The 17,621-nt window shown below is 71.6% G+C and carries 14 protein-coding genes; 5 read left to right on the top strand and 9 right to left on the bottom strand.

The genetic code is table 11. The annotated features are described in order from the left end of the window. Positions 1 to 40: 40 nt before the first annotated feature. Positions 41 to 1,291, top strand: a complete 1,251-nt coding sequence (locus OG251_RS05315; RefSeq protein WP_326676008.1) for a metal-dependent hydrolase family protein — start codon at positions 41 to 43, stop codon at positions 1,289 to 1,291. On the opposite strand, the gene OG251_RS05310 is transcribed toward OG251_RS05315, so the two are convergent. From OG251_RS05310 to OG251_RS05300, 3 genes are read right to left on the bottom strand one after another with little or no spacing between them, the layout of a single operon-like run. After that, the gene (locus OG251_RS05310; RefSeq protein ID WP_326676007.1) at positions 1,261 to 1,854 is read right to left on the bottom strand and encodes a GNAT family N-acetyltransferase; all 594 of its coding nucleotides are present in this window, start codon (positions 1,852 to 1,854) and stop codon (positions 1,261 to 1,263) included. The genes OG251_RS05315 and OG251_RS05310 overlap by 31 nt on opposite strands. A gap of 14 nt (positions 1,855 to 1,868) precedes the next feature. Next, on the bottom strand, positions 1,869 to 2,450 hold the full coding sequence (locus OG251_RS05305; protein ID WP_326676006.1) for a helix-turn-helix domain-containing protein: 582 nt from the start codon (positions 2,448 to 2,450) through the stop codon (positions 1,869 to 1,871). 44 nt (positions 2,451 to 2,494) lie between these two features. Continuing rightward, positions 2,495 to 3,190, bottom strand: a complete 696-nt coding sequence (locus OG251_RS05300) for a hypothetical protein (RefSeq protein WP_326676005.1) — start codon at positions 3,188 to 3,190, stop codon at positions 2,495 to 2,497. Between the two features lie 68 nt (positions 3,191 to 3,258). Here OG251_RS05300 and OG251_RS05295 point away from each other — a divergent pair, with 68 nt between their 5' ends. Further along, positions 3,259 to 3,513 (top strand): DUF6011 domain-containing protein, encoded by a 255-nt coding sequence (locus tag OG251_RS05295; protein ID WP_326676003.1) that lies wholly within the window; start codon positions 3,259 to 3,261, stop codon positions 3,511 to 3,513. Positions 3,514 to 3,538: 25 nt separating this feature from the next. Here OG251_RS05295 and OG251_RS05290 read toward each other — a convergent pair whose 3' ends face one another. Together OG251_RS05290 and OG251_RS05285 are read right to left on the bottom strand one after the other, a co-directional pair. Next, positions 3,539 to 4,408, bottom strand: a complete 870-nt coding sequence (locus OG251_RS05290; protein WP_326676001.1) for an acyl-CoA thioesterase — start codon at positions 4,406 to 4,408, stop codon at positions 3,539 to 3,541. Between the two features lie 61 nt (positions 4,409 to 4,469). Then, positions 4,470 to 6,983 (bottom strand): DEAD/DEAH box helicase, encoded by a 2,514-nt coding sequence (locus tag OG251_RS05285; protein WP_326676000.1) that lies wholly within the window; start codon positions 6,981 to 6,983, stop codon positions 4,470 to 4,472. A 138-nt stretch (positions 6,984 to 7,121) separates the two neighbouring features. Between OG251_RS05285 and OG251_RS05280 the strand changes: the two genes are divergently transcribed. Both OG251_RS05280 and OG251_RS05275 read left to right on the top strand, forming a co-directional pair. Next, positions 7,122 to 7,913: a metal-dependent hydrolase gene (locus OG251_RS05280; protein ID WP_326675998.1), complete on the top strand. Its 792-nt coding sequence runs from the start codon at positions 7,122 to 7,124 to the stop codon at positions 7,911 to 7,913. A gap of 173 nt (positions 7,914 to 8,086) precedes the next feature. Beyond that, positions 8,087 to 9,622, top strand: a complete 1,536-nt coding sequence (locus OG251_RS05275) for an ATP-dependent DNA ligase (RefSeq protein ID WP_326675996.1) — start codon at positions 8,087 to 8,089, stop codon at positions 9,620 to 9,622. 66 nt (positions 9,623 to 9,688) lie between these two features. On the opposite strand, the gene OG251_RS05270 is transcribed toward OG251_RS05275, so the two are convergent. The 3 genes from OG251_RS05270 to OG251_RS05260 form a co-directional block, all read right to left on the bottom strand. Further along, positions 9,689 to 11,050: an NAD(P)/FAD-dependent oxidoreductase gene (locus OG251_RS05270; protein ID WP_326675994.1), complete on the bottom strand. Its 1,362-nt coding sequence runs from the start codon at positions 11,048 to 11,050 to the stop codon at positions 9,689 to 9,691. Positions 11,051 to 11,213: 163 nt separating this feature from the next. After that, on the bottom strand, positions 11,214 to 12,995 hold the full coding sequence (locus OG251_RS05265; RefSeq protein WP_326675993.1) for an ABC transporter ATP-binding protein: 1,782 nt from the start codon (positions 12,993 to 12,995) through the stop codon (positions 11,214 to 11,216). After that, positions 12,992 to 14,839, bottom strand: a complete 1,848-nt coding sequence (locus OG251_RS05260) for an ABC transporter ATP-binding protein (RefSeq protein WP_326675992.1) — start codon at positions 14,837 to 14,839, stop codon at positions 12,992 to 12,994. The genes OG251_RS05265 and OG251_RS05260 overlap by 4 nt, the downstream gene beginning before the upstream one ends. Before the next feature lie 283 nt (positions 14,840 to 15,122). On the opposite strand from OG251_RS05260, the gene OG251_RS05255 reads away from it, so the two are divergent. After that, positions 15,123 to 15,845 carry a hypothetical protein gene (locus OG251_RS05255; RefSeq protein WP_399591841.1) on the top strand — a complete coding sequence of 241 codons (723 nt, stop codon included), beginning with the start codon at positions 15,123 to 15,125 and terminating at the stop codon, positions 15,843 to 15,845. A 48-nt stretch (positions 15,846 to 15,893) separates the two neighbouring features. On the opposite strand, the gene OG251_RS05250 is transcribed toward OG251_RS05255, so the two are convergent. Further along, complete coding sequence (locus OG251_RS05250; RefSeq protein ID WP_326675991.1) at positions 15,894 to 17,336, bottom strand: Gfo/Idh/MocA family protein; 1,443 nt, start codon at positions 17,334 to 17,336, stop codon at positions 15,894 to 15,896. Positions 17,337 to 17,621: the final 285 nt, after the last annotated feature.

Raw genomic sequence — 17,621 nt, 5'->3', positions numbered from 1 at the left:
CGCACCCCGCAACCACCCCCTCCAGAGAAGGAACCGTGCCATGCCCGCGCCCGCAACCACCCCCGTACTCCTGCACAACGGCCTGCTCATCGACGGCACCGGGGGCGAACCGGTCCGGGACGGCGCGGTGCTCGTGGTGGACGGGACCGTCCAGTGGGCGGGACCGTCCGCCGAGCACCCCGGACTCCCCGATCACACCCGCCGGATCGACGTGCGGGGCGACACGATCCTGCCCGGCTTCATCGACTGCCACGTCCATATGGCCGCCCCGGGCACCGCGATGAGCCACGCGGAGATCGCGACCATGCCGCGCAGCCTCCTCACGTTCCTGGCGGCGCCCCGGATGAAGCAGACCCTGGAAGCGGGTGTCACCACGGCCCGTGACCTCGGCGGAGCCGACGCCGGGCACCGGCACGCCGTCGAATCGGGACTCCTGGTCGGCCCCCGGCTGCTGATCGCCGTCGCCATGCTCAGCCCGACCGGCGGCCACGGCGACTTCCGTGCCGCCGACAACGACGGCGCGGTGGACAGCACCATGGGCCGCCTCGCCGACGGACCCGCGGAGTGCCGCAAGGCCGTACGCGGGGTGCTGCGCCAGGGCGCCGACTGTGTCAAGGTCGCCGCGACCGGGGGAGTGTGGAGCCCCACCGACCAGCCGGACGACGACGGATTCCTGGAGGACGAGATCCGTACGATCACCGAGATCGCGGCCGGACACCGGGGCAAGAAGGTCGCCGCCCACGCACAGGGCCGGGGCGGCATCCTCAACGCCGTGCGCGGCGGGGTCGCCAGCATCGAGCACGGTTACGAGATCGACGACGAGGCCATCGATCTGATGCTGGAGCGCGGCACCTTCCTCGTCCCGACCCTCACCACGGCCAACACCGACCCGGACCCGAAGAAGGCGGCGCCCTGGGCGTACGCGAAGAAGAGGCACTGGCAGGAGGTCGCCCGCACCCACATCCCGCACGCCATCGAACGCGGTGTGCGGGTGGCCATGGGAACCGACTGCGGCATCGCCGAGCACGGCACCAACCTGCGGGAGCTCGGCCATCTCGTGGACTGCGGGATGACCCCCATGGGCGCCCTGCGCGCGGGCACGAGCGAAGCCGCCGAACTCCTCGGCCTCGCCCATGAGATCGGCACCCTGGAACCCGGCAAGCGCGCCGATGTCGTCATCGCCCGCGGCAACCCGCTGACCGACATCCACGCACTGGGCAGGCCCGAGAACATCCTGCTCGTGATGAAGGACGGTGTCGCCTACAAGGACGTCGACGGGCTCGCGGCCTGATCCGTCGCCCGGCCGGTCGCTCCCGCCGGTCGGCCGGGCGCGGCGGAGCCGACCTCCTTGTAGTAGAAGGTGGTCGGCTTCAACACGCCCGCCGGGTCACCGGCGTACGCCGGAACCGTCCCGCACGCGGTCCAGCCCGCCGCGCGGTAGAGCCGCTCGGCGGGGCTCCCCGTCTCCGTGTCCAGGATCAGCAGCGTCACCCCGGAGCCGGCCGCCCACTCCTCGACCGCGGCCAGCAGCGACCGGCCGACGCCCCGGCCGCGTGCGGTGGGGCGGACCATCAGTTTGGCGACCTCCGCGCGGTGCCGCGCGTTCGGCAGCGGAGCCCGGACCAGACCGATGGTGCCCGCCACCCGCTCCCCGTCGCGGGCGATCCAGACGCCGAGGCCGCCCGCGTCGACCGCCGCGGCCCGCTCGCGCCACCAGGCGGCGGCGACCTCACGGTCCAGCGGGGCGAGGAAGCCCACCGACGACCCCTCCTCGACGGTCTCCACCAGGAGGGCGGCCAGCTCATCGGCGTACGTGACCAGTTCGGGGCCGGACACGGGGACGATCTCGGTCATGGGGCAGGGTCCTTTCACGGCAGAACGATCACGAGGGCGTAGCGGACCCGCTCCGGGCCCGGACAGTGGAAGTGCGAGGGGCCGTGCAGCCGGAAGCGCAGACTGTCACCGCGGCCCACGCGGTACGCGGTTCCGTCGACGGTGATCTCCACCGTCCCCTCCAGCACCCAGATGTGCTGCTCCACCCCGGGCACGGGAGCGTGCTCGTACGCGAGGGAGGCACCGGCTTCGAGCGTGGACTCGATGACCTCGGCGCGCAGTCCGGCGTGCGGGGGCGAGACCGAGCGCCGGACGAAACCGGCCGCCTCGTCCCGCCACACGGGCTGCTGATCCACCGGCACGAACATCACAGGCTCGGCCTCCACCTCCATCAGGAGCCGCGACATCGTCCGCCCGTACACCGTGCACAGGCGTCCCAGCAGGGTGGCGGTCGGGCTCAGCTCGCCCCGCTCCAGCCGGGAGAGCGTCGAACGGCTCACTCCGCTGCGCCGGGACAGTTCGTCCAGCGACCAGCCCCGCTCGCCGCGCAGTTCGCCCAGCCGCCGGGCGAGCCCGGCATCGAGGGAACCGGGTTCCACAGCCTCAGCGTCTCTCACTTGAGAGACGATATCCCATATCCGGGATGCCCTGAGGTGCTGGCCTACTTCTTCCCGTCGTCCCACGGGTGGCCGAGCCAGCCCTCGAAGGTCGGTACCAGTGCCACGAGCGCCGCACCGAGCCGCCAGTCGCACCACGGCGCGTGCAGATGGAGTTCGTCCTTGTCCGAGCGGAACTCCAGCGGGGCCTCCTCGCCCGTGCGCCACACGATGCGCCGGGGCCCGCGGGCGACGTCGCCGTTGCCGCTGAGCAGAGCGAGCGTGGCGACGACCGCCTGGACGGGCAGCAGCAGCCACCAGACGTACCACCAGAAGATCCGGCCCTTGTAGCCGACCGCCGCCGGGCAGCCGGTCTGGGTCACCGTCCAGCGCGTGCGCAGCCCCTTGCCGGAGAGGGCCTTCTCGCGGACGAGCGTGCCGATCGGTTCGTCCTGGGCGCCCAGCACCTGATAGGTCCACACGCCATGGGCCACCGACGCGGTGACCAGGGTGGCCAGCCGCTGCCGCCGGTCCGGATCGGCCCACAGGACGAAGGAGCGTGCCCCGTTCTTCCGGGCCGCGAGGTACTCCGGTATGCCGCCGGGCGGCAGCTCGCGCTCCACATGAGCCACCGCCCGGGGCTCGCCCCGGCCGTCCCGGAGGTTGATGACGCGCCCCACCGGAGCGGGCGGACCGCCCGTTCCCGGCGCCCGGACCGTCGTGTCCCGGGGGACGGATCTCATGGTCAGTACGCCGCTCATGCGCCCGCTCCTCGTTGTTCTGTCGCTGGGACCGCAGCGTAGACCGGACGGTTTGAGAGGATCACACCGTGGAGTCCGCCGAACCCTTCCCCGAACCGCTGCCCCAGCCCGCCGGAAACGCCGAGGCCGCCGGGACGGCGACGTCCGACGACCCTCCCGTACGCCGCCCCGTGCGCTGCCGGCTGTGCGGCCGCCCGCTCATCGGCGCCGGGTCACGGCGCAAGGCGCTCGGGCCGTCCTGCGACGCCAAACTGCACCCCGCGCCGCCGGACATCCGCACCCGCCGTCACGAGGTCGATCAGGACCCGTTGCCCGGCATCTGAGCCGGTCCCGGCCCGAGGGAACCCCCTACGCGTCCAGGCGCCGGAACAGCCCCTCCTGCACCACGGACACCAGCAGCCGGCCCTCACGGTCGTAGATCCGGCCGCGCGCCAGACCCCGTCCGCCCGTCGCGATGGGCGACTCCTGGTCGTACAGGAACCACTCGTCCGCCCGGAACGGCCGGTGGAACCACATGGCGTGGTCCAGCGACGCCATGTCGAAACCGCGCGGGCCCCACAGCGGTTCCACCGGAATGCGGACCGCGTCGAGCAGCGTCATGTCACTCGCGTACGTCAGCGCGCAGGTGTGCACCAGCGGGTCGTCGCCCAGCGGTCCGACCGCGCGCATCCACACCGCGCTGCGCGGATCCGCGTCCTTGATCTCCTCCCGCGTCCAGCGCAGCCGGTCGACGTAGCGGATGTCGAAGGGCTGGCGCCGGGCCATCCGCTCCAGCGCCTCCGGGAGCGCGCCCAGATGCTCACGGACCTCGTCGGCCACGGTCGGCAGCCCGTCCGGGTCCGGCACCGTGCGGGCCGGCGGCAGCTGGTGCTCGAAGCCGCCCGCCTCGGGGCGGTGGAAGGACGCCGTCAGATTGAAGATCGTCCGCCCCTCCTGGACGGCCGTGACCCGGCGGGTGGTGAAGGACCGGCCGTCCCGCACCCGTTCCACCTCGTACACGATCGGCACCCCGGGGCGCCCCGGCCGCAGGAAGTAGGCGTGCAGCGAATGCACCGGCCGCTCCCCGTCGGTGGTCCGGCCCGCCGCCACCAGCGCCTGGCCCGCGACCTGCCCGCCGAAGACCCGTTGCAGGGACTCCTGCGGACTGCGGCCGCGGAAGATGTTGACCTCGATCCGTTCCAGGTCGAGAAGGTCGACCAGACGCTCCGGGTTCGTCATGCCGTTCGTCTCCACTCCCGCGTGCGGTCCGCGGTGGCCGCCCGCCTCATCCGGTACGTGCTCACAGCTGGCCCACCGAGGTGACCCGGACGACCGCCCGGCCCTCCTCGTCGGAGGCCGCCAGATCGACCTCCGCCCTGATGCCCCAGTCGTGGTCCCCGTTCGGGTCGGCGAAAGCCTGCCAGACCCGCCACAGACCGTGCTCCGGGTCCTCCTCGATCTTCAGCAGCTTCGGCCCGCGCGCGTCGGGGCCGGTGCCGAGGTCCTCGTACTCGTCCCAGTAGCCGTCCATCGCCTCGCCCCAGGCGTCCTCGTCCCAGCCGGACTCGCCGTCCATCTCGCCCAGGTCGCGGACCCGGTCCAGAGCGGCCAGCTCCACCCGGCGGAACATCGCGTTGCGCACCAGCACCCGGAAGGCACGGGCATTGGCGGTGACCGGCTTGACCTCGTCGGCCCGCTCCTGCGCCTGCTCGGCCGTCTCCACCTCGGGGTTGGCGAGCTGCTCCCACTCGTCCAGCAGACTGGAGTCCACCTGGCGGACCATCTCGCCGAGCCAGGAGATCAGGTCCTCCAGGTCCTCGGACTTCAGGTCGTCGGGGATCGTGTGCTCAAGGGCCTTGTACGCGCTCGCCAGATACCGCAGCACAATGCCCTCGGTGCGGGCCAGCTCGTAGTGCGAGGTGAACTCGGTGAACGTCATGGCCCGTTCGTACATGTCCCGGATCACCGACTTCGGCGACACCGGGTGGTCGCCGACCCACGGGTGGCTCGTGCGGTACACGTCGTAGGCGTGCCACAGCAGTTCGCTCAGCGGCTTGGGGTACGTGACGTCCTGGAGCAGCTCCATCCGCTCCTCGTACTCGACACCGTCCGCCTTCATCTGCCCCACGGCCTCGCCGCGCGCCTTGTTCTGCTGGGCGGCGAGGATCTGCCGGGGGTCGTCCAGCGTCGACTCGACGACGGAGACCATGTCCAGCGCGTACGAGGGCGATTCGACGTCCAGCAGGTCGAACGAGGCCAGGGCGAACGTGGACAGCGGCTGGTTCAGCGCGAAGTCCTGCTGAAGATCGACGGTCAGCCGCACGATCCGGCCCTCGGCGTCCGGCGCGTCCAGCTGCTCCACCACACCGCCGTCGAGCAGCGAGCGGTAGATGGCGATGGCCCGGCGGATGTGCCGCAGCTGCGCCCTGCGCGGCTCGTGGTTGTCCTCCAGCAGATGCCGCATCGCCTCGAAGGCGTTGCCGGGGCGCGCGATCACCGCGAGCAGCATCGTGTGGGTGACCCGGAAGCGGGAGCTCAGCGGCTCCGGATCCGACTGGATGAGCTTGTCGAACGTGGTCTCCGACCAGGCGACGAAGCCCTCGGGGGCCTTCTTGCGGACGACCTTGCGCTTCTTCTTCGGGTCGTCGCCCGCCTTCTTGACGGCCTTCTCGTTCTCGATGACGTGCTCGGGCGCCTGTGCGACGACGAAGCCCGCCGTGTCGAAGCCCGCCCGCCCCGCGCGGCCCGCGATCTGGTGGAACTCACGTGCGCGCAGCGTTCGGACCCGGGTGCCGTCGTACTTGGTGAGCGCGGTGAACAGCACCGTGCGGATCGGCACGTTGACGCCGACGCCCAGGGTGTCGGTGCCGCAGATCACCTTCAGCAGGCCCGCCTGGGCGAGCTTCTCCACCAGGCGCCGGTACTTCGGCAGCATGCCCGCGTGGTGCACACCGATCCCGTGGCGTACGTACCGGGAGAGGTTCTGGCCGAACTTGGTGGTGAAGCGGAAGCTGCCGATCAGATCGGCGATCTTCTCCTTCTCCTCCTTCGTGCACATGTTGATGCTCATCAGCGACTGCGCCCGCTCGACGGCCGCGGCCTGCGTGAAGTGCACGATGTAGACGGGGGACTGCCGGGTGTCCAGCAGTTCGGTCAGCGTCTCGGTGATCGGGGTGAGCCGGTACTCGTAGCTGAGCGGGACCGGCCGGGTCGCGGAGCGCACCACGGAGGTGGGGCGGCCGGTGCGCCGGGTCAGATCCTCCTCGAACATCGCGACGTCGCCGAGCGTCGCCGACATCAGGATGAACTGTGCCTGCGGCAGTTCCAGGATCGGAATCTGCCAGGCCCAGCCGCGGTCCTGCTCCGCGTAGAAGTGGAACTCGTCCATCACGACCTGGCCGATGTCGGCGTGCTTGCCGTCGCGCAGCGCGATGGAGGCCAGCACCTCGGCCGTGCAGCAGATGACCGGGGCGTCGGCGTTGACCGAGGCGTCGCCGGTGAGCATTCCGACGTTCTCGGTACCGAAGAGCTTGCACAGGTCGAAGAACTTCTCCGAGACCAGTGCCTTGATCGGGGCGGTGTAGAAGGTGACCTTGTCCTGGGCCAGCGCCGTGAAGTGGGCACCCGCCGCTACCAGGCTCTTCCCCGAGCCGGTGGGGGTGGACAGGATCACGTTGGCCCCGGACACCACCTCGATCAGCGCCTCCTCCTGAGCGGGATAGAGGGTAATGCCCTGGGTCTCCGTCCATGACGAGAAGGCCTCGAAGAGGGCGTCGGGGTCGTCGGTCGGGGGCAGCTGATCGATGAGGGTCACGCCCCCATCTTGCCTGTCTTCCACCCCGATGAGGGAACCGGAGGACAGCACGAAGATCACGGACGATACGCTTCCCACTCAACTCGGCCGCGCCGCAACGGCGATGGCCGCACCACCGTACTGGGGGCGGGAACGACCATGATGGGACCGGCACACTCACTGTCAGGGGCAGCGGCCTGGCTGGGGGTGGGTGCGGCGGCGGCCGCCGCGGGCCACACGATGCCCTGGCCCGTCCTGGTCGTCGGGGCGCTGATCTGCGCGGGCGCCGCGCTCGCCCCCGACCTCGACCACAAGTCCGCGACCATCTCGCGCGCCTTCGGCCCCGTCTCGCGCGGCCTGTGCGAAATAGTCGACAAGCTCTCGCACGCGGTCTACAAGGCGACCAGGGGCCCCGGTGACCCCCGCAGGAACGGCGGCCACCGGACGCTGACCCACACCTGGCTGTGGGCGGTCCTGATCGGCGGCGGGGCCTCGGTCGCCGCGATCACCGGCGGCCGCTGGGCGGTCCTGGCGATCCTCTTCGTCCACCTGGTGCTCGCGGTCGAGGGCCTGCTGTGGCGGGCCGCCCGGATGTCCAGCGACGTCCTGGTTTGGCTGCTCGGCGCCACCAGCGCCTGGATCCTGGCGGGCGTCCTGGACCAGCCGGGCAACGGCTCCGGCTGGCTGTTCGACGCCCCGGGCCAGGAGTACCTGTGGCTGGGGCTGCCCATCGTGCTGGGCGCCCTCGTCCATGACATCGGCGACGCGCTCACCGTCTCGGGCTGCCCGATCCTGTGGCCGATCCCCCTGGGGCGCAAGCGCTGGTACCCGATCGGACCGCCGAAGGCCCTGCGCTTCCGGGCGGGCAGCTGGGTGGAGCTGAAGGTGCTGATGCCCGCGTTCATGGTGCTCGGGGGAGTGGGCGGGGCAGCCGCCCTCAACTTCATCTGACGGGGGCGTACGGGGGCGGGCGCGGCCCTGGGACGTCGGGGACGTACGGGGGCGCGGTGTCCCTGGGCCGACGTCGGCGTACGGGGGTACGGCGCACGGACCGGGTCCGCGATGCGCCGCCCGCCGCAGGTTCTGCGCGGGCGGTGTGTCCGGCGGCGTAGGACGATGAACCCATGCTGCTCGCCCGGCTCGCCCACGTGTCCCTCCAGGTCGCCGCCACGTCCGGGCGGAACCGGAAGGTGGCCCTGCTGGCCGAGCTGTTCCGGGACGCCGGGCCGGACGACGTACCGATCGTGATCCCGTACCTCGCGGGCCGCCTGCCGCAGGGGCGGCTGGGCATCGGGTGGCGCACGCTGGGCGACCCGGTGCCGCCCGCAGCCGCTCCCACGCTCACCGTGACCGGGGTCGACGCCGAGTTCACCGCGCTCGGCGCCCTGTCCGGCACGGGGTCCCGGGCCGTGCGCCGCGAGCGTCTGCGCGCCCTGCTCGGCGCGGCCACCGCCGACGAACAGCACTTCCTGCGGGCACTGCTCACCGGCGAGGTGCGCCAGGGCGCGCTCGACGCCGTCGCCCTCGACGCCCTGGCGCGGGCCGCCGGAGCGCCGCCCGCCGAGGTGCGGCGCGCCGTGATGCTCGCCGGGTCGCTCCAGGACGTGGCGCGGGGCCTGCTGGCGGACGGGCCGGACGCGCTCGCCACCTTCCGGCTCACCGTGGGCCGCCCGGTCCAGCCGATGCTGGCGCACACCGCACGCTCGGTCACCGAGGCGGTCGAGCGGCTCGGGCCGTGCGCCGTGGAGGAGAAGCTCGACGGCATCCGGGTGCAGGTGCACCGGGACGGCTCCCGCGTACGCGCCTATACGCGCACCCTCGACGACATCACCGAGCGGCTGCCCGACGTGGTCAACGCCGTGGCCGGATTCCCGGGGGAGCGGTTCATCCTCGACGGCGAGGTGATCGCGCTCGGGGACGACGGGAGGCCGCGCCCGTTCCAGGAGACCGCGGCCCGGGTGGGCTCCCGGCGTGACGTGCCCGGCGCGGCGGCGAACGTCCCCCTCGTCCCCGTCTTCTTCGACGCGCTGTCCGTCGACGACGAGGCACTCCTGGACCTGCCCTTCACCGCCCGGCACGCGGCGCTGGCCCGGCTGGTCCCCGAGACGCTGCGGGTACGGCGCACGCTGGTACCCGATCCGGACGACGAGGCCGCCCGGCTGGCCGCCGACACCTTCCTCGCCGACACTTTGGAACGCGGCCACGAGGGCGTCGTCGTCAAGGGCCTCGGCGCGCCGTACAGCGCCGGCCGGCGCGGTGCCTCGTGGCTGAAGGTGAAGCCCGTGCACACCCTGGACCTGGTGGTGCTGGCCGCCGAATGGGGACACGGCAGGCGTACCGGCAAGCTTTCCAACCTGCACCTGGGGGCTCGGCTGCCGGACGGCTCGTACGCCATGCTCGGCAAGACCTTCAAGGGACTCACCGACACGATGCTCAGCCGGCAGACCGAGCGGCTGGGCGAGCTGGCCACCGGAGACGACGGATTCGTGGTGACCGTGCGCCCGGAACTGGTCGTGGAGATCGCCTACGACGGACTCCAGCGCTCCACCCGCTATCCGGCCGGGGTGACCCTGCGCTTCGCACGGGTGCTGCGCTACCGCGAGGACAAGCGGCCGCAGGAGGCGGACACCCTGGAAACGGTGCTGTCCCGGCAGGGCTGACACAGGGCCGCGCCCCGCCGTCGCGGCGGAACACGGCCCTGCGGTGGTGCCGGGGCGGACCGGCCGTCAGTGGCGGATCACCGCCGACTCGGTGTACTCCTTGATCTGCTCCGGCGTCAGATACGAGTCCGTGTACTCGAAGTCCCGCAGCGTGGCCGGCTTGCGGGACTGGAATCCGGTCCGTACGAAGTCGTCACCGGCGACCGCGTTGAGCATCCAGTTCGTCAGGACCCGGGTCCTGGCCACATTCGTCCGCAGTGCCGACCAGTGGTAGCCGCGCGCCACCGCCTGCGCGGGCAGCCCCTTCAGCTCGATGCCGAGCGGCTTGGACACCGCGTCCGTGCCACCGAGGTCCACGACCAGACCGAGATCCTTGTGGACGTAGTTCCGCAGCGGGCGGCCACGCAACGACGCGATGAGGTTGTCCGCCAGCAGACGGCCCTGGCGCATGGCGTGCTGGGCGGTCGGCGGGCAGATCGCGCCGTCGCCCTTGGCCAGGTCCGGCACCGCCGCTGCGTCACCGAGCGAGAACACCTCGTCCGAGCCGGGCAGCTTCAGTTCGGGTGTCACGGCGAGCCGGCCGCGTACCGTCTCCGCGCCGAGCGTGGCGACCAGCGGGCTGGCCGCCACCCCGGCCGTCCAGATCAGCGTGCGGCAGGGCAGCACCCGGCCGTCGGTGAACGTCACCTGTTCCGGTCCGGCTTCGGCGATCGAGACCCCCAGCGACACTTCGATACCGCGCTTGCGCAGCACCTCCAGAGCGCTCAGCCCCAGCTTGTCGCCGAGCTCCGGCATGAGCTTGGGAGCGATGTCGATCAGATGCCACTTGATCAGCTTCGGATCCAGCCGCGGGTAGCGCTTGACGGCGCTCGTGGTGAGCCGCTGGAGACAGGCCGCGGTCTCCGTGCCCGCGTAGCCTCCGCCGACCACGACGAACCGCAGCCGGGAGGCCCGCTCCTCCTCGTCCTGGCTGGCGTCCGCCAGATCGAGCTGGGCGATGACATGGTCGCGGATGTAGGCGGCCTCGGCGAGCGTCTTCATGCCCCGGGCGTTGTCCAGCAGACCGGGGATGTCGAACGTCCGGGTGACGCTGCCCGCGGCGAGCACGATGTAGTCGTACGGCTCGTTCACGATCTCGTCGGTGATCTTGCGGATCACACAGACCTTCGCCGCCGTGTCCACACCGATGGCCCCGCCGGGGACGATCCGGGTGCGGTGCCGGCTGCTGCGCCGCAGCGAAACGGCGACCGACTGCGGAGTGAGCACCCCGGCGGCGACCTGGGGCAGCAGCGGCAGGTACAGCTGATAGGAGAACGGGGTGACGAGCGTGATCTCGGCTTCCCCGGGGGCCAGCCGACGCTCCAGACGGCGTACGCATTCGATACCGGCGAAGCCGGCGCCGACGACGAGAATCCTGGGTGGTGCCACGGTGTGCGTCCCTTCTCGGGCTTACGCGGTCCTGAGCTCGCCTGCCCCGTATTCCGGGACGGTCACCTCATCCTCACCGGGCACCGCTGAATTCGCCTCCCGGCGCCGGGCAGCCCCGGGGCGGTGGCCGCGGCCGATCCGCCCCAGGGGTGACCCGTGTGGCTCAGCCGTGCCAGGAGCGCCACAGCGCCGCGTACGCGCCGTCCGCCGCCACCAGGTCGTCATGGCTGCCCAGCTCACTGATCCGCCCGTTCTCCACCACCGCGATCACATCCGCGTCGTGCGCGGTGTGCAGCCGGTGCGCGATCGCCACGACCGTACGCCCGTCCAGCACCCGGGCCAGCGAACGTTCCAGATGGCGGGCCGCCCTCGGGTCCAGGAGCGAGGTCGCCTCGTCCAGCACGAGCGTGTGCGGATCCGCGAGCACCAGCCTGGCGAGCGCGATCTGCTGCGCCTGCGCCGGGGTGAGCGCCAGACCGCCCGAACCGACCTCCGTGTCCAGACCCTTCTCCAGCGCCTTCGCCCACCCGTCCGCGTCGACCGCGGCCAGCGAGGCCCACAGCTCCGTGTCGCCCGCGCCGTCCCGGGCGAGCAGCAGGTTGTCGCGGAGCGAGCCGACGAAGACATGGTGCTCCTGGTTGACCAGGGCCACGTGCTCACGCACCCGCTCCGCCGTCATCCGGGACAGCTCGGCACCGCCGAGTGTCACCTCACCGGTCCTCGGCGCGTAGATCCCCGCCAGCAGCCGCCCGAGCGTGGACTTGCCCGCACCCGAGGGGCCCACCAGAGCGAGGCGGGTGCCCGGGGCGACGTCGAGTGTCACCTCGTGGAGCACGTCGACCCCGGCCCGGTACCCGAAGCGCACCTCGTCGGCCCGTACCTCACGGCCGTCGGGACCGACCCCGGCGTCGCCCGCGTCCGGCTCGATCTCCCGCACACCGACCAGCCGGGCCAGTGACACCTGGGCCACCTGGAGCTCGTCGTACCAGCGCAGGATCAGCCCGATCGGGTCGACCATCATCTGGGCCAGCAGCGCCCCCGTCGTCAGCTGCCCGACGGTGATCCAGCCCTCGATGACGAACCAGCCGCCGAGCATCAGCACGGCACCGAGAATCGTCACGTACGTGGCGTTGATGACGGGGAACAGCACCGAGCGCAGGAACAGGGTGTACCGCTCCCAGGCCGTCCACTCCTTGATCCGCCCGTCCGAGAGCGCCACCCGCCGGGCCCCCAGCCGGTGCGCCTCCACGGTCCGCCCGGCATCCACGGTCTCGGCGAGCATCGCGGCGACCGCCGCGTATCCGGCGGCCTCCGAGCGGTACGCGGACGGGGCACGCCGGAAGTACCAGCGGCAGCCCACGACGAGCACCGGCAGGGCGACCAGCACGGCCAGCGCCAGCGGCGGAGCGGTCACGGTCAGCGCGCCGAGCAGCAGCCCGGCCCACACCACCCCGATCGCGAGCTGCGGCACTGCCTCGCGCATCGCGTTGGCCAGCCGGTCGATGTCCGTGGTGATGCGGGAGAGCAGATCACCCGTACCGGCCCGCTCCAGGACACCCGGCGGCAGCCCGACCGAGCGTACGAGGAAGTCCTCGCGCAGATCGGCCAGCATCTCCTCACCGAGCATCGCGCTGCGCAGCCGCATGGTCCGGGTGAACAGCGTCTGGACGACCAGCGCGAGCGCGAACACCGCGGCGGTGCGCTCCAGATGGAGGTCGGTCACCCCGTTCGACAGGTCCTCGACCAGTCCGCCCAGCAGATACGGACCGACGATCGACGCGATCACCGCCACCGCGTTCACCGAGATGAGCACGGTGAACGGTGTGCGGTGGCGCCGCAGCAGGTCGCGTACGTAGGCCCGTACGGTCGCCGGTGTACCGACCGGCAGGGTCGTCGCCGACTCCGGGGCGTCCGGGTCGTACGCCGGTGGTGCGACGCCGATCATGCCCTCTCCTCGATTTCCTCGATCGCGTTGATCGCTTCGATGCCGGCGATCCCCTCGGGTGCGGCCGATGCCGCGGCTTCGTCGTCGGTCTCGCGGGTGACGACCGCTCGGTAGTGCGGTTCGGCGCCCAGCAGTTCGCGGTGGCTGCCGACGGCCACGACGGTTCCCCCGTGGATCAGGACCACCCGGTCGGCCAGGTCGAGCAGCAGCGGTGACGAGGCGAACGCGACCGTCGTGCGCCCCTGGCGCAGCCGCTTGATGCCCGCCGCGACCCTCGCCTCCGTGTGCGAGTCGACGGCGGACGTCGGCTCGTCGAGCACCAGTGCCTCCGGGTCCGTGACCAGGGAACGGGCCAGTGCGAGCCGCTGGCGCTGGCCACCGGAGAGCGACCGGCCCCGCTCGGTGATCCGGGTCCTCATCGGATCGCCGTCCGTGTCGAGCGACGCCTGGGCCAGCGCGTCCAGCACATCGCCGCACTGGGCCGCCTCCAGCGCGTCCTCGGCGGCCACCTGGCCGGACGACGGAACGTCGAGCAGCTCCCGGAGCGTCCCGGAGAGCAGCACCGGGTCCTTGTCCTGCACCAGTACGGCGGCCCGCGCCGAGTCCAGCGGCAGTTCGTCCAGCGGTACGCCACCGAGCAGCACCGAAGGAGCCGTCGCGGCGGCCCCGTCCCCCTCGTCGGTCTCCTCGGTCTGGGCGTGCCCGCCGAGCCGCTCGGCCAGCCGGCCCGCCTCGTCCGGATCGCCGCAGACCACGGCCGTGAAGAGACCCTGGGGGGCCATCAGCCCGGTGGCGGGGTCGTACAGATCGCCCGACGGCGCCGTGCCGTCGATCGTGGCGGTCCGCGCGCTGCGGTGCAGCGACAGCACCCGTACCGCGCGCTGGGCGGAGGGCCGTGAGAAGGAGTACGCCATCGCGATCTCCTCGAAGTGCCGCAGCGGGAACAGCATCAGCGTCGCCGCGCTGTACACCGTGACCAGTTGGCCGACGTCGATCTTCCCGTCCCGGGCCAGTGTCGCCCCGTACCAGACCAGTGAGATCAGCAGAACACCCGGCAGCAGGACCTGGATCGCCGAGATCAGCGACCACATGCGGGCGCTGCGCACGGCGGCCTTGCGGACCTCCTGGGAGGCACGCCGGTAGCGGCCGAGGAACAGCTCCTCGCCGCCGATGCCGCGCAGTACCCGCAGACCGGCGACCGTGTCGGAGGCCAGCTCGGTCGCCCTGCCCGCCTTCTCGCGCTGGAAGTCGGCCCGCCGGGTGGCGCGGGGGAGCAGGGGCAGTACGGCCAGTGCCAGCACGGGCATGGCGATCGCCACCAGGACGCCGAGGGAGGGCAGATAGAGGACGAGCCCGACGCAGATCAGCACCAGGGCGGCGGCGGCGGAGGCGAACCGGGAGATCGCCTCGACGAACCAGCCGATCTTCTCCACGTCGCCGGTGGAGACGGCGACGACCTCGCCCGCGGCGACCCGCCGGGTCAGCGCGGAGCCGAGTTCGGCGGTCTTGCGGGCCAGCAGTTGCTGGACCCGGGCGGCCGCGGTGATCCAGTTGGTGACCGCGGTCCGGTGGAGCATGGTGTCGCCGACCGCGATGAGTACGCCGAGCACCACGATCAGCCCACCGGACAGCGCGAGCCGCCCGCCGGAACGGTCGATGACGGCTTGGACGGTGACACCCACGGCGAGCGGGAGTCCGGCGATCGCCAGCTGGTGAAGCAGCCCCCAGGAGAGGGCCTTCAGCTGCCCGGCGAGCTGATTGCGCCCGAGCCAGAACAGGAAACGTGGGCCTGAACGGACATCGGGATCGCCGGGATCTGCGTACGGAAGATCGCGAATCTGCATGACGTCCCAGGGCTCGGAAGGGCGGAGATCAGTGGTGGATCCCGATGTGCAGGTGGGGGGACCAAACCGTGCAAGGTTCGCTTCCCGCCCCCGTCCGGGGCAACAGGTTTTCCGCGCGGTGGACTTCGGCCGTTCCCGCGGCGACGGTGGCAGCACTGGCAGCAGTGCAGGGAGAGCAGCGACAGCAGTGGCAGCGGTGGCGGTGACGGCCTGGTGTCCTCGGCCGGGGGAGTGGAGTCCGGCCGGTCTCCGACCCGGCAGGTGGGGGTGCGACCATGGGCGGATGCCGAGGCAACGCGCAGTGCGCATGGCGGTCGCCGCAGGAGTCTGCGGCGCGCTGTTGATACCCCTGACCTCCTGCGGTGCGCCGCAGGGCGGCACGAGTCACCGCGACACCGGCCACGGGAAGGCGCGGGCCACGGCTCCCGAGCGCGTACCGGGCGTCGGTGACCGGTTGCGGTCGAAGATCCCGAAGACCTCTCGCCAGGTGGTCGCGGTGTACGGCGCGGGCAAGGACTCCCCGGACGCCACCGTCGTGCTCTACACGAAGGACGGCGCCGGCTGGGAGACATCGGGCCGATGGGCCGCCCACAACGGCAAGAAGGGCTGGACCACCGACCACCGCGAGAACGACAAGCGCAGCCCGGTCGGTGTCTTCACGCTCAGCGACGCGGGCGGGGTCCTGCCGGATCCCGGCGCCCTCCTGCCGTACGCGGAGTCGGCCTCCTTCCAGGCGCCCCACTACTGGTCCAAGAGCCACTGGCACGACTTCGACTACGTCATCGCCATCGACTACAACCGTCTCAAGGGCACCCCGCCCAACGAGCCGACGCGCCCGCGGGGACGGACGAAGGGCGGCAGTATCTGGCTTCACATGGACCACGGCAGCGGCACATCGGCGTGCGTGAGCGTGCCGAAGTCCGCCATGCGGGTGCTGCTGCGGACCCTCGATCCGCGCCAGCACCCGGTCGTCGTCATGGGTGACCGGGCCACCCTCAAGGTCTGAGCGTGCGGGTGGGGGTCCCACGCGCGCCGGCGCGGAACCCCCGGGCCGTCACGCCTCCGGGTTCTCCGAGTCCATGCCGGAACGGGCCTTCTTCCACTCACCGCGGGTGAAGTCCGGAATCTGCTGCGGGGCGCCCTTGGCCTTGATGGACAGATGACTGAGCGGTACGGGTGCCGTCCAGGTCGCCGCGTCGTAGACATCGAAGTCGGGAACGAGCCCGAGCCTCATGCACTGCATCAGCCGGAACACCATCATGTAGTCCATACCGCCGTGGCCACCGGGCGGATTGGCGTGCTCCTTCCACAGCCAGTGGTCCCATTCGGCGTACTTGGAGAAGTCCGCCCACTCGTCGTCGGTGTGGTCGGGCTCGATGTAGATACGGGCCGGGTAGTCCTCGAAGACGCCCTTCGTGCCGCCGAGGCTGTTGATGCGCGAGTACGGGTGCGGCGTCGACACGTCGTGCTCCAGCCGGATGACCCGGCCCTTGGCGGTCTGGACGAGACTGATCGTCCGGTCGCTCTCGATATAGGTCTCCTTCCAGCTGGGGTCACCGGCCGGCATGTGCTCCTTGCGGTACGCGGCAAGGCCGAGCGCGGGCGAACCGACGCTGGTGATGCTCACGGCGCGGTCCCCGCGGTTGATGTCCATGTAGTTGGAGACCGGCCCGAACCCGTGGTTGGGGTACAGGTCGCCCCGCAGCCTGGTGTGCCAGAGCCGGCGCCAGGGCCCCTCGTAGTAGTCGGGGTCGAACATCAGGCCGCGCAGATCGTGGTTGTACGCGCCCGCGCCGTGCAGCAGATCGCCGAAGAGACCGGCGTGCGCCATGCGCAGGACGCGCATCTCGTTCTGGCCGTAACAACAGTTCTCCAACTGCATGCAGTGCCGCCGGGTGCGCTCGGAGAGGTCGACCAACTCCCAGAGCTGGTCGAGCCGCAGCGCGATCGGACACTCCACACCGACATGCTTGCCATTGAGCATGGCGGTCTTCGCCATCTCGAAGTGGAAGTCCCAGGGCGTCGCCACATAGACGAAGTCGATGTCCCCGCGCTTGCACAGGTTCGCGTAGTCGTCCTCACCGTTGGTGTAGACGGCCGGTGCCGGCTGACCGGCGGCGGTGACCTTGGCGGACGCTCTCTCGGCCTTGGCCCTGACCGGGTCGCAGACGGCCACGACCCGCACTCCGGGGACGGCGAGGAAGAGATCGATCATGCTGCCGCCGCGGTTGCCGAGGCCCACGATGCCGACCCGCACGGTGGAACGTCCCTCGAAGGGTACGGAGACCATGGTGCGGCCCTTGCGCGCGGGTACGGCGGCGGCCTCCGGGCTCCGGGAGCCGGTGGCGGGCGCGGCGGACGCGGTACCGCCGCCCGGACCGCCGAGGACGAGCCCGGCACCGGCCACTCCCGCCGTGGTCCAGAGCACCGAACGGCGGCTCGGTGAGCCACCGTTCGCCTCCTGCGGAGCGTTCTCGTGCTGTGCGTCGTCGTTCATCGAGCCTCCAGGTGGGGTGGGGGTTCTGACGGTGCGCGTGCGGATCCGGAACCCCGGCTGTGCGTCGGGGCCCGAACCTCGGTAAGGACCCTGGACGGTGAGGCTGGTGATGCGCAAGAGATGCAATTGGACTCTCGCGCCGAAACCATGGACTTTCGTCCCGGCGGCGGGCCGTCACGCCGTACGGGATGCGTGCACGCAGCACGAACGCCGGTGCGCCGCAGAGTGCGGCGCACCGGCGTGAGCGCACCGGCGTGCGGGGTGCACGGCCGTGCACGGGCGTAC

This window comes from Streptomyces sp. NBC_01237, from assembly GCF_035917275.1.
In the GTDB taxonomy this organism is placed as follows: domain Bacteria; phylum Actinomycetota; class Actinomycetes; order Streptomycetales; family Streptomycetaceae; genus Streptomyces.
Note: the sequence above shows the minus strand (reverse complement) of the source record. Positions and strands in the feature narration are given on the sequence as shown.

What these genes read in the sequence shown, in the direction of transcription:
- OG251_RS05280 (WP_326675998.1), top strand. Translation starts at nt 7,122, where the DNA reads ATGATGGGACCGGCACACTCACTGTCAGGGGCAGCGGCCTGGCTGGGG.
- OG251_RS05265 (WP_326675993.1), bottom strand. Translation starts at nt 12,995, where the DNA reads ATGATCGGCGTCGCACCACCGGCGTACGACCCGGACGCCCCGGAGTCG.
- OG251_RS05260 (WP_326675992.1), bottom strand. Translation starts at nt 14,839, where the DNA reads ATGCAGATTCGCGATCTTCCGTACGCAGATCCCGGCGATCCCGATGTC.
- OG251_RS05250 (WP_326675991.1), bottom strand. Translation starts at nt 17,336, where the DNA reads ATGAACGACGACGCACAGCACGAGAACGCTCCGCAGGAGGCGAACGGT.
- OG251_RS05310 (WP_326676007.1), bottom strand. Translation starts at nt 1,854, where the DNA reads ATGACCGAGATCGTCCCCGTGTCCGGCCCCGAACTGGTCACGTACGCC.
- OG251_RS05275 (WP_326675996.1), top strand. Translation starts at nt 8,087, where the DNA reads ATGCTGCTCGCCCGGCTCGCCCACGTGTCCCTCCAGGTCGCCGCCACG.
- OG251_RS05290 (WP_326676001.1), bottom strand. Translation starts at nt 4,408, where the DNA reads ATGACGAACCCGGAGCGTCTGGTCGACCTTCTCGACCTGGAACGGATC.
- OG251_RS05255 (WP_399591841.1), top strand. Translation starts at nt 15,123, where the DNA reads ATGCCGAGGCAACGCGCAGTGCGCATGGCGGTCGCCGCAGGAGTCTGC.
- OG251_RS05300 (WP_326676005.1), bottom strand. Translation starts at nt 3,190, where the DNA reads ATGAGCGGCGTACTGACCATGAGATCCGTCCCCCGGGACACGACGGTC.
- OG251_RS05315 (WP_326676008.1), top strand. Translation starts at nt 41, where the DNA reads ATGCCCGCGCCCGCAACCACCCCCGTACTCCTGCACAACGGCCTGCTC.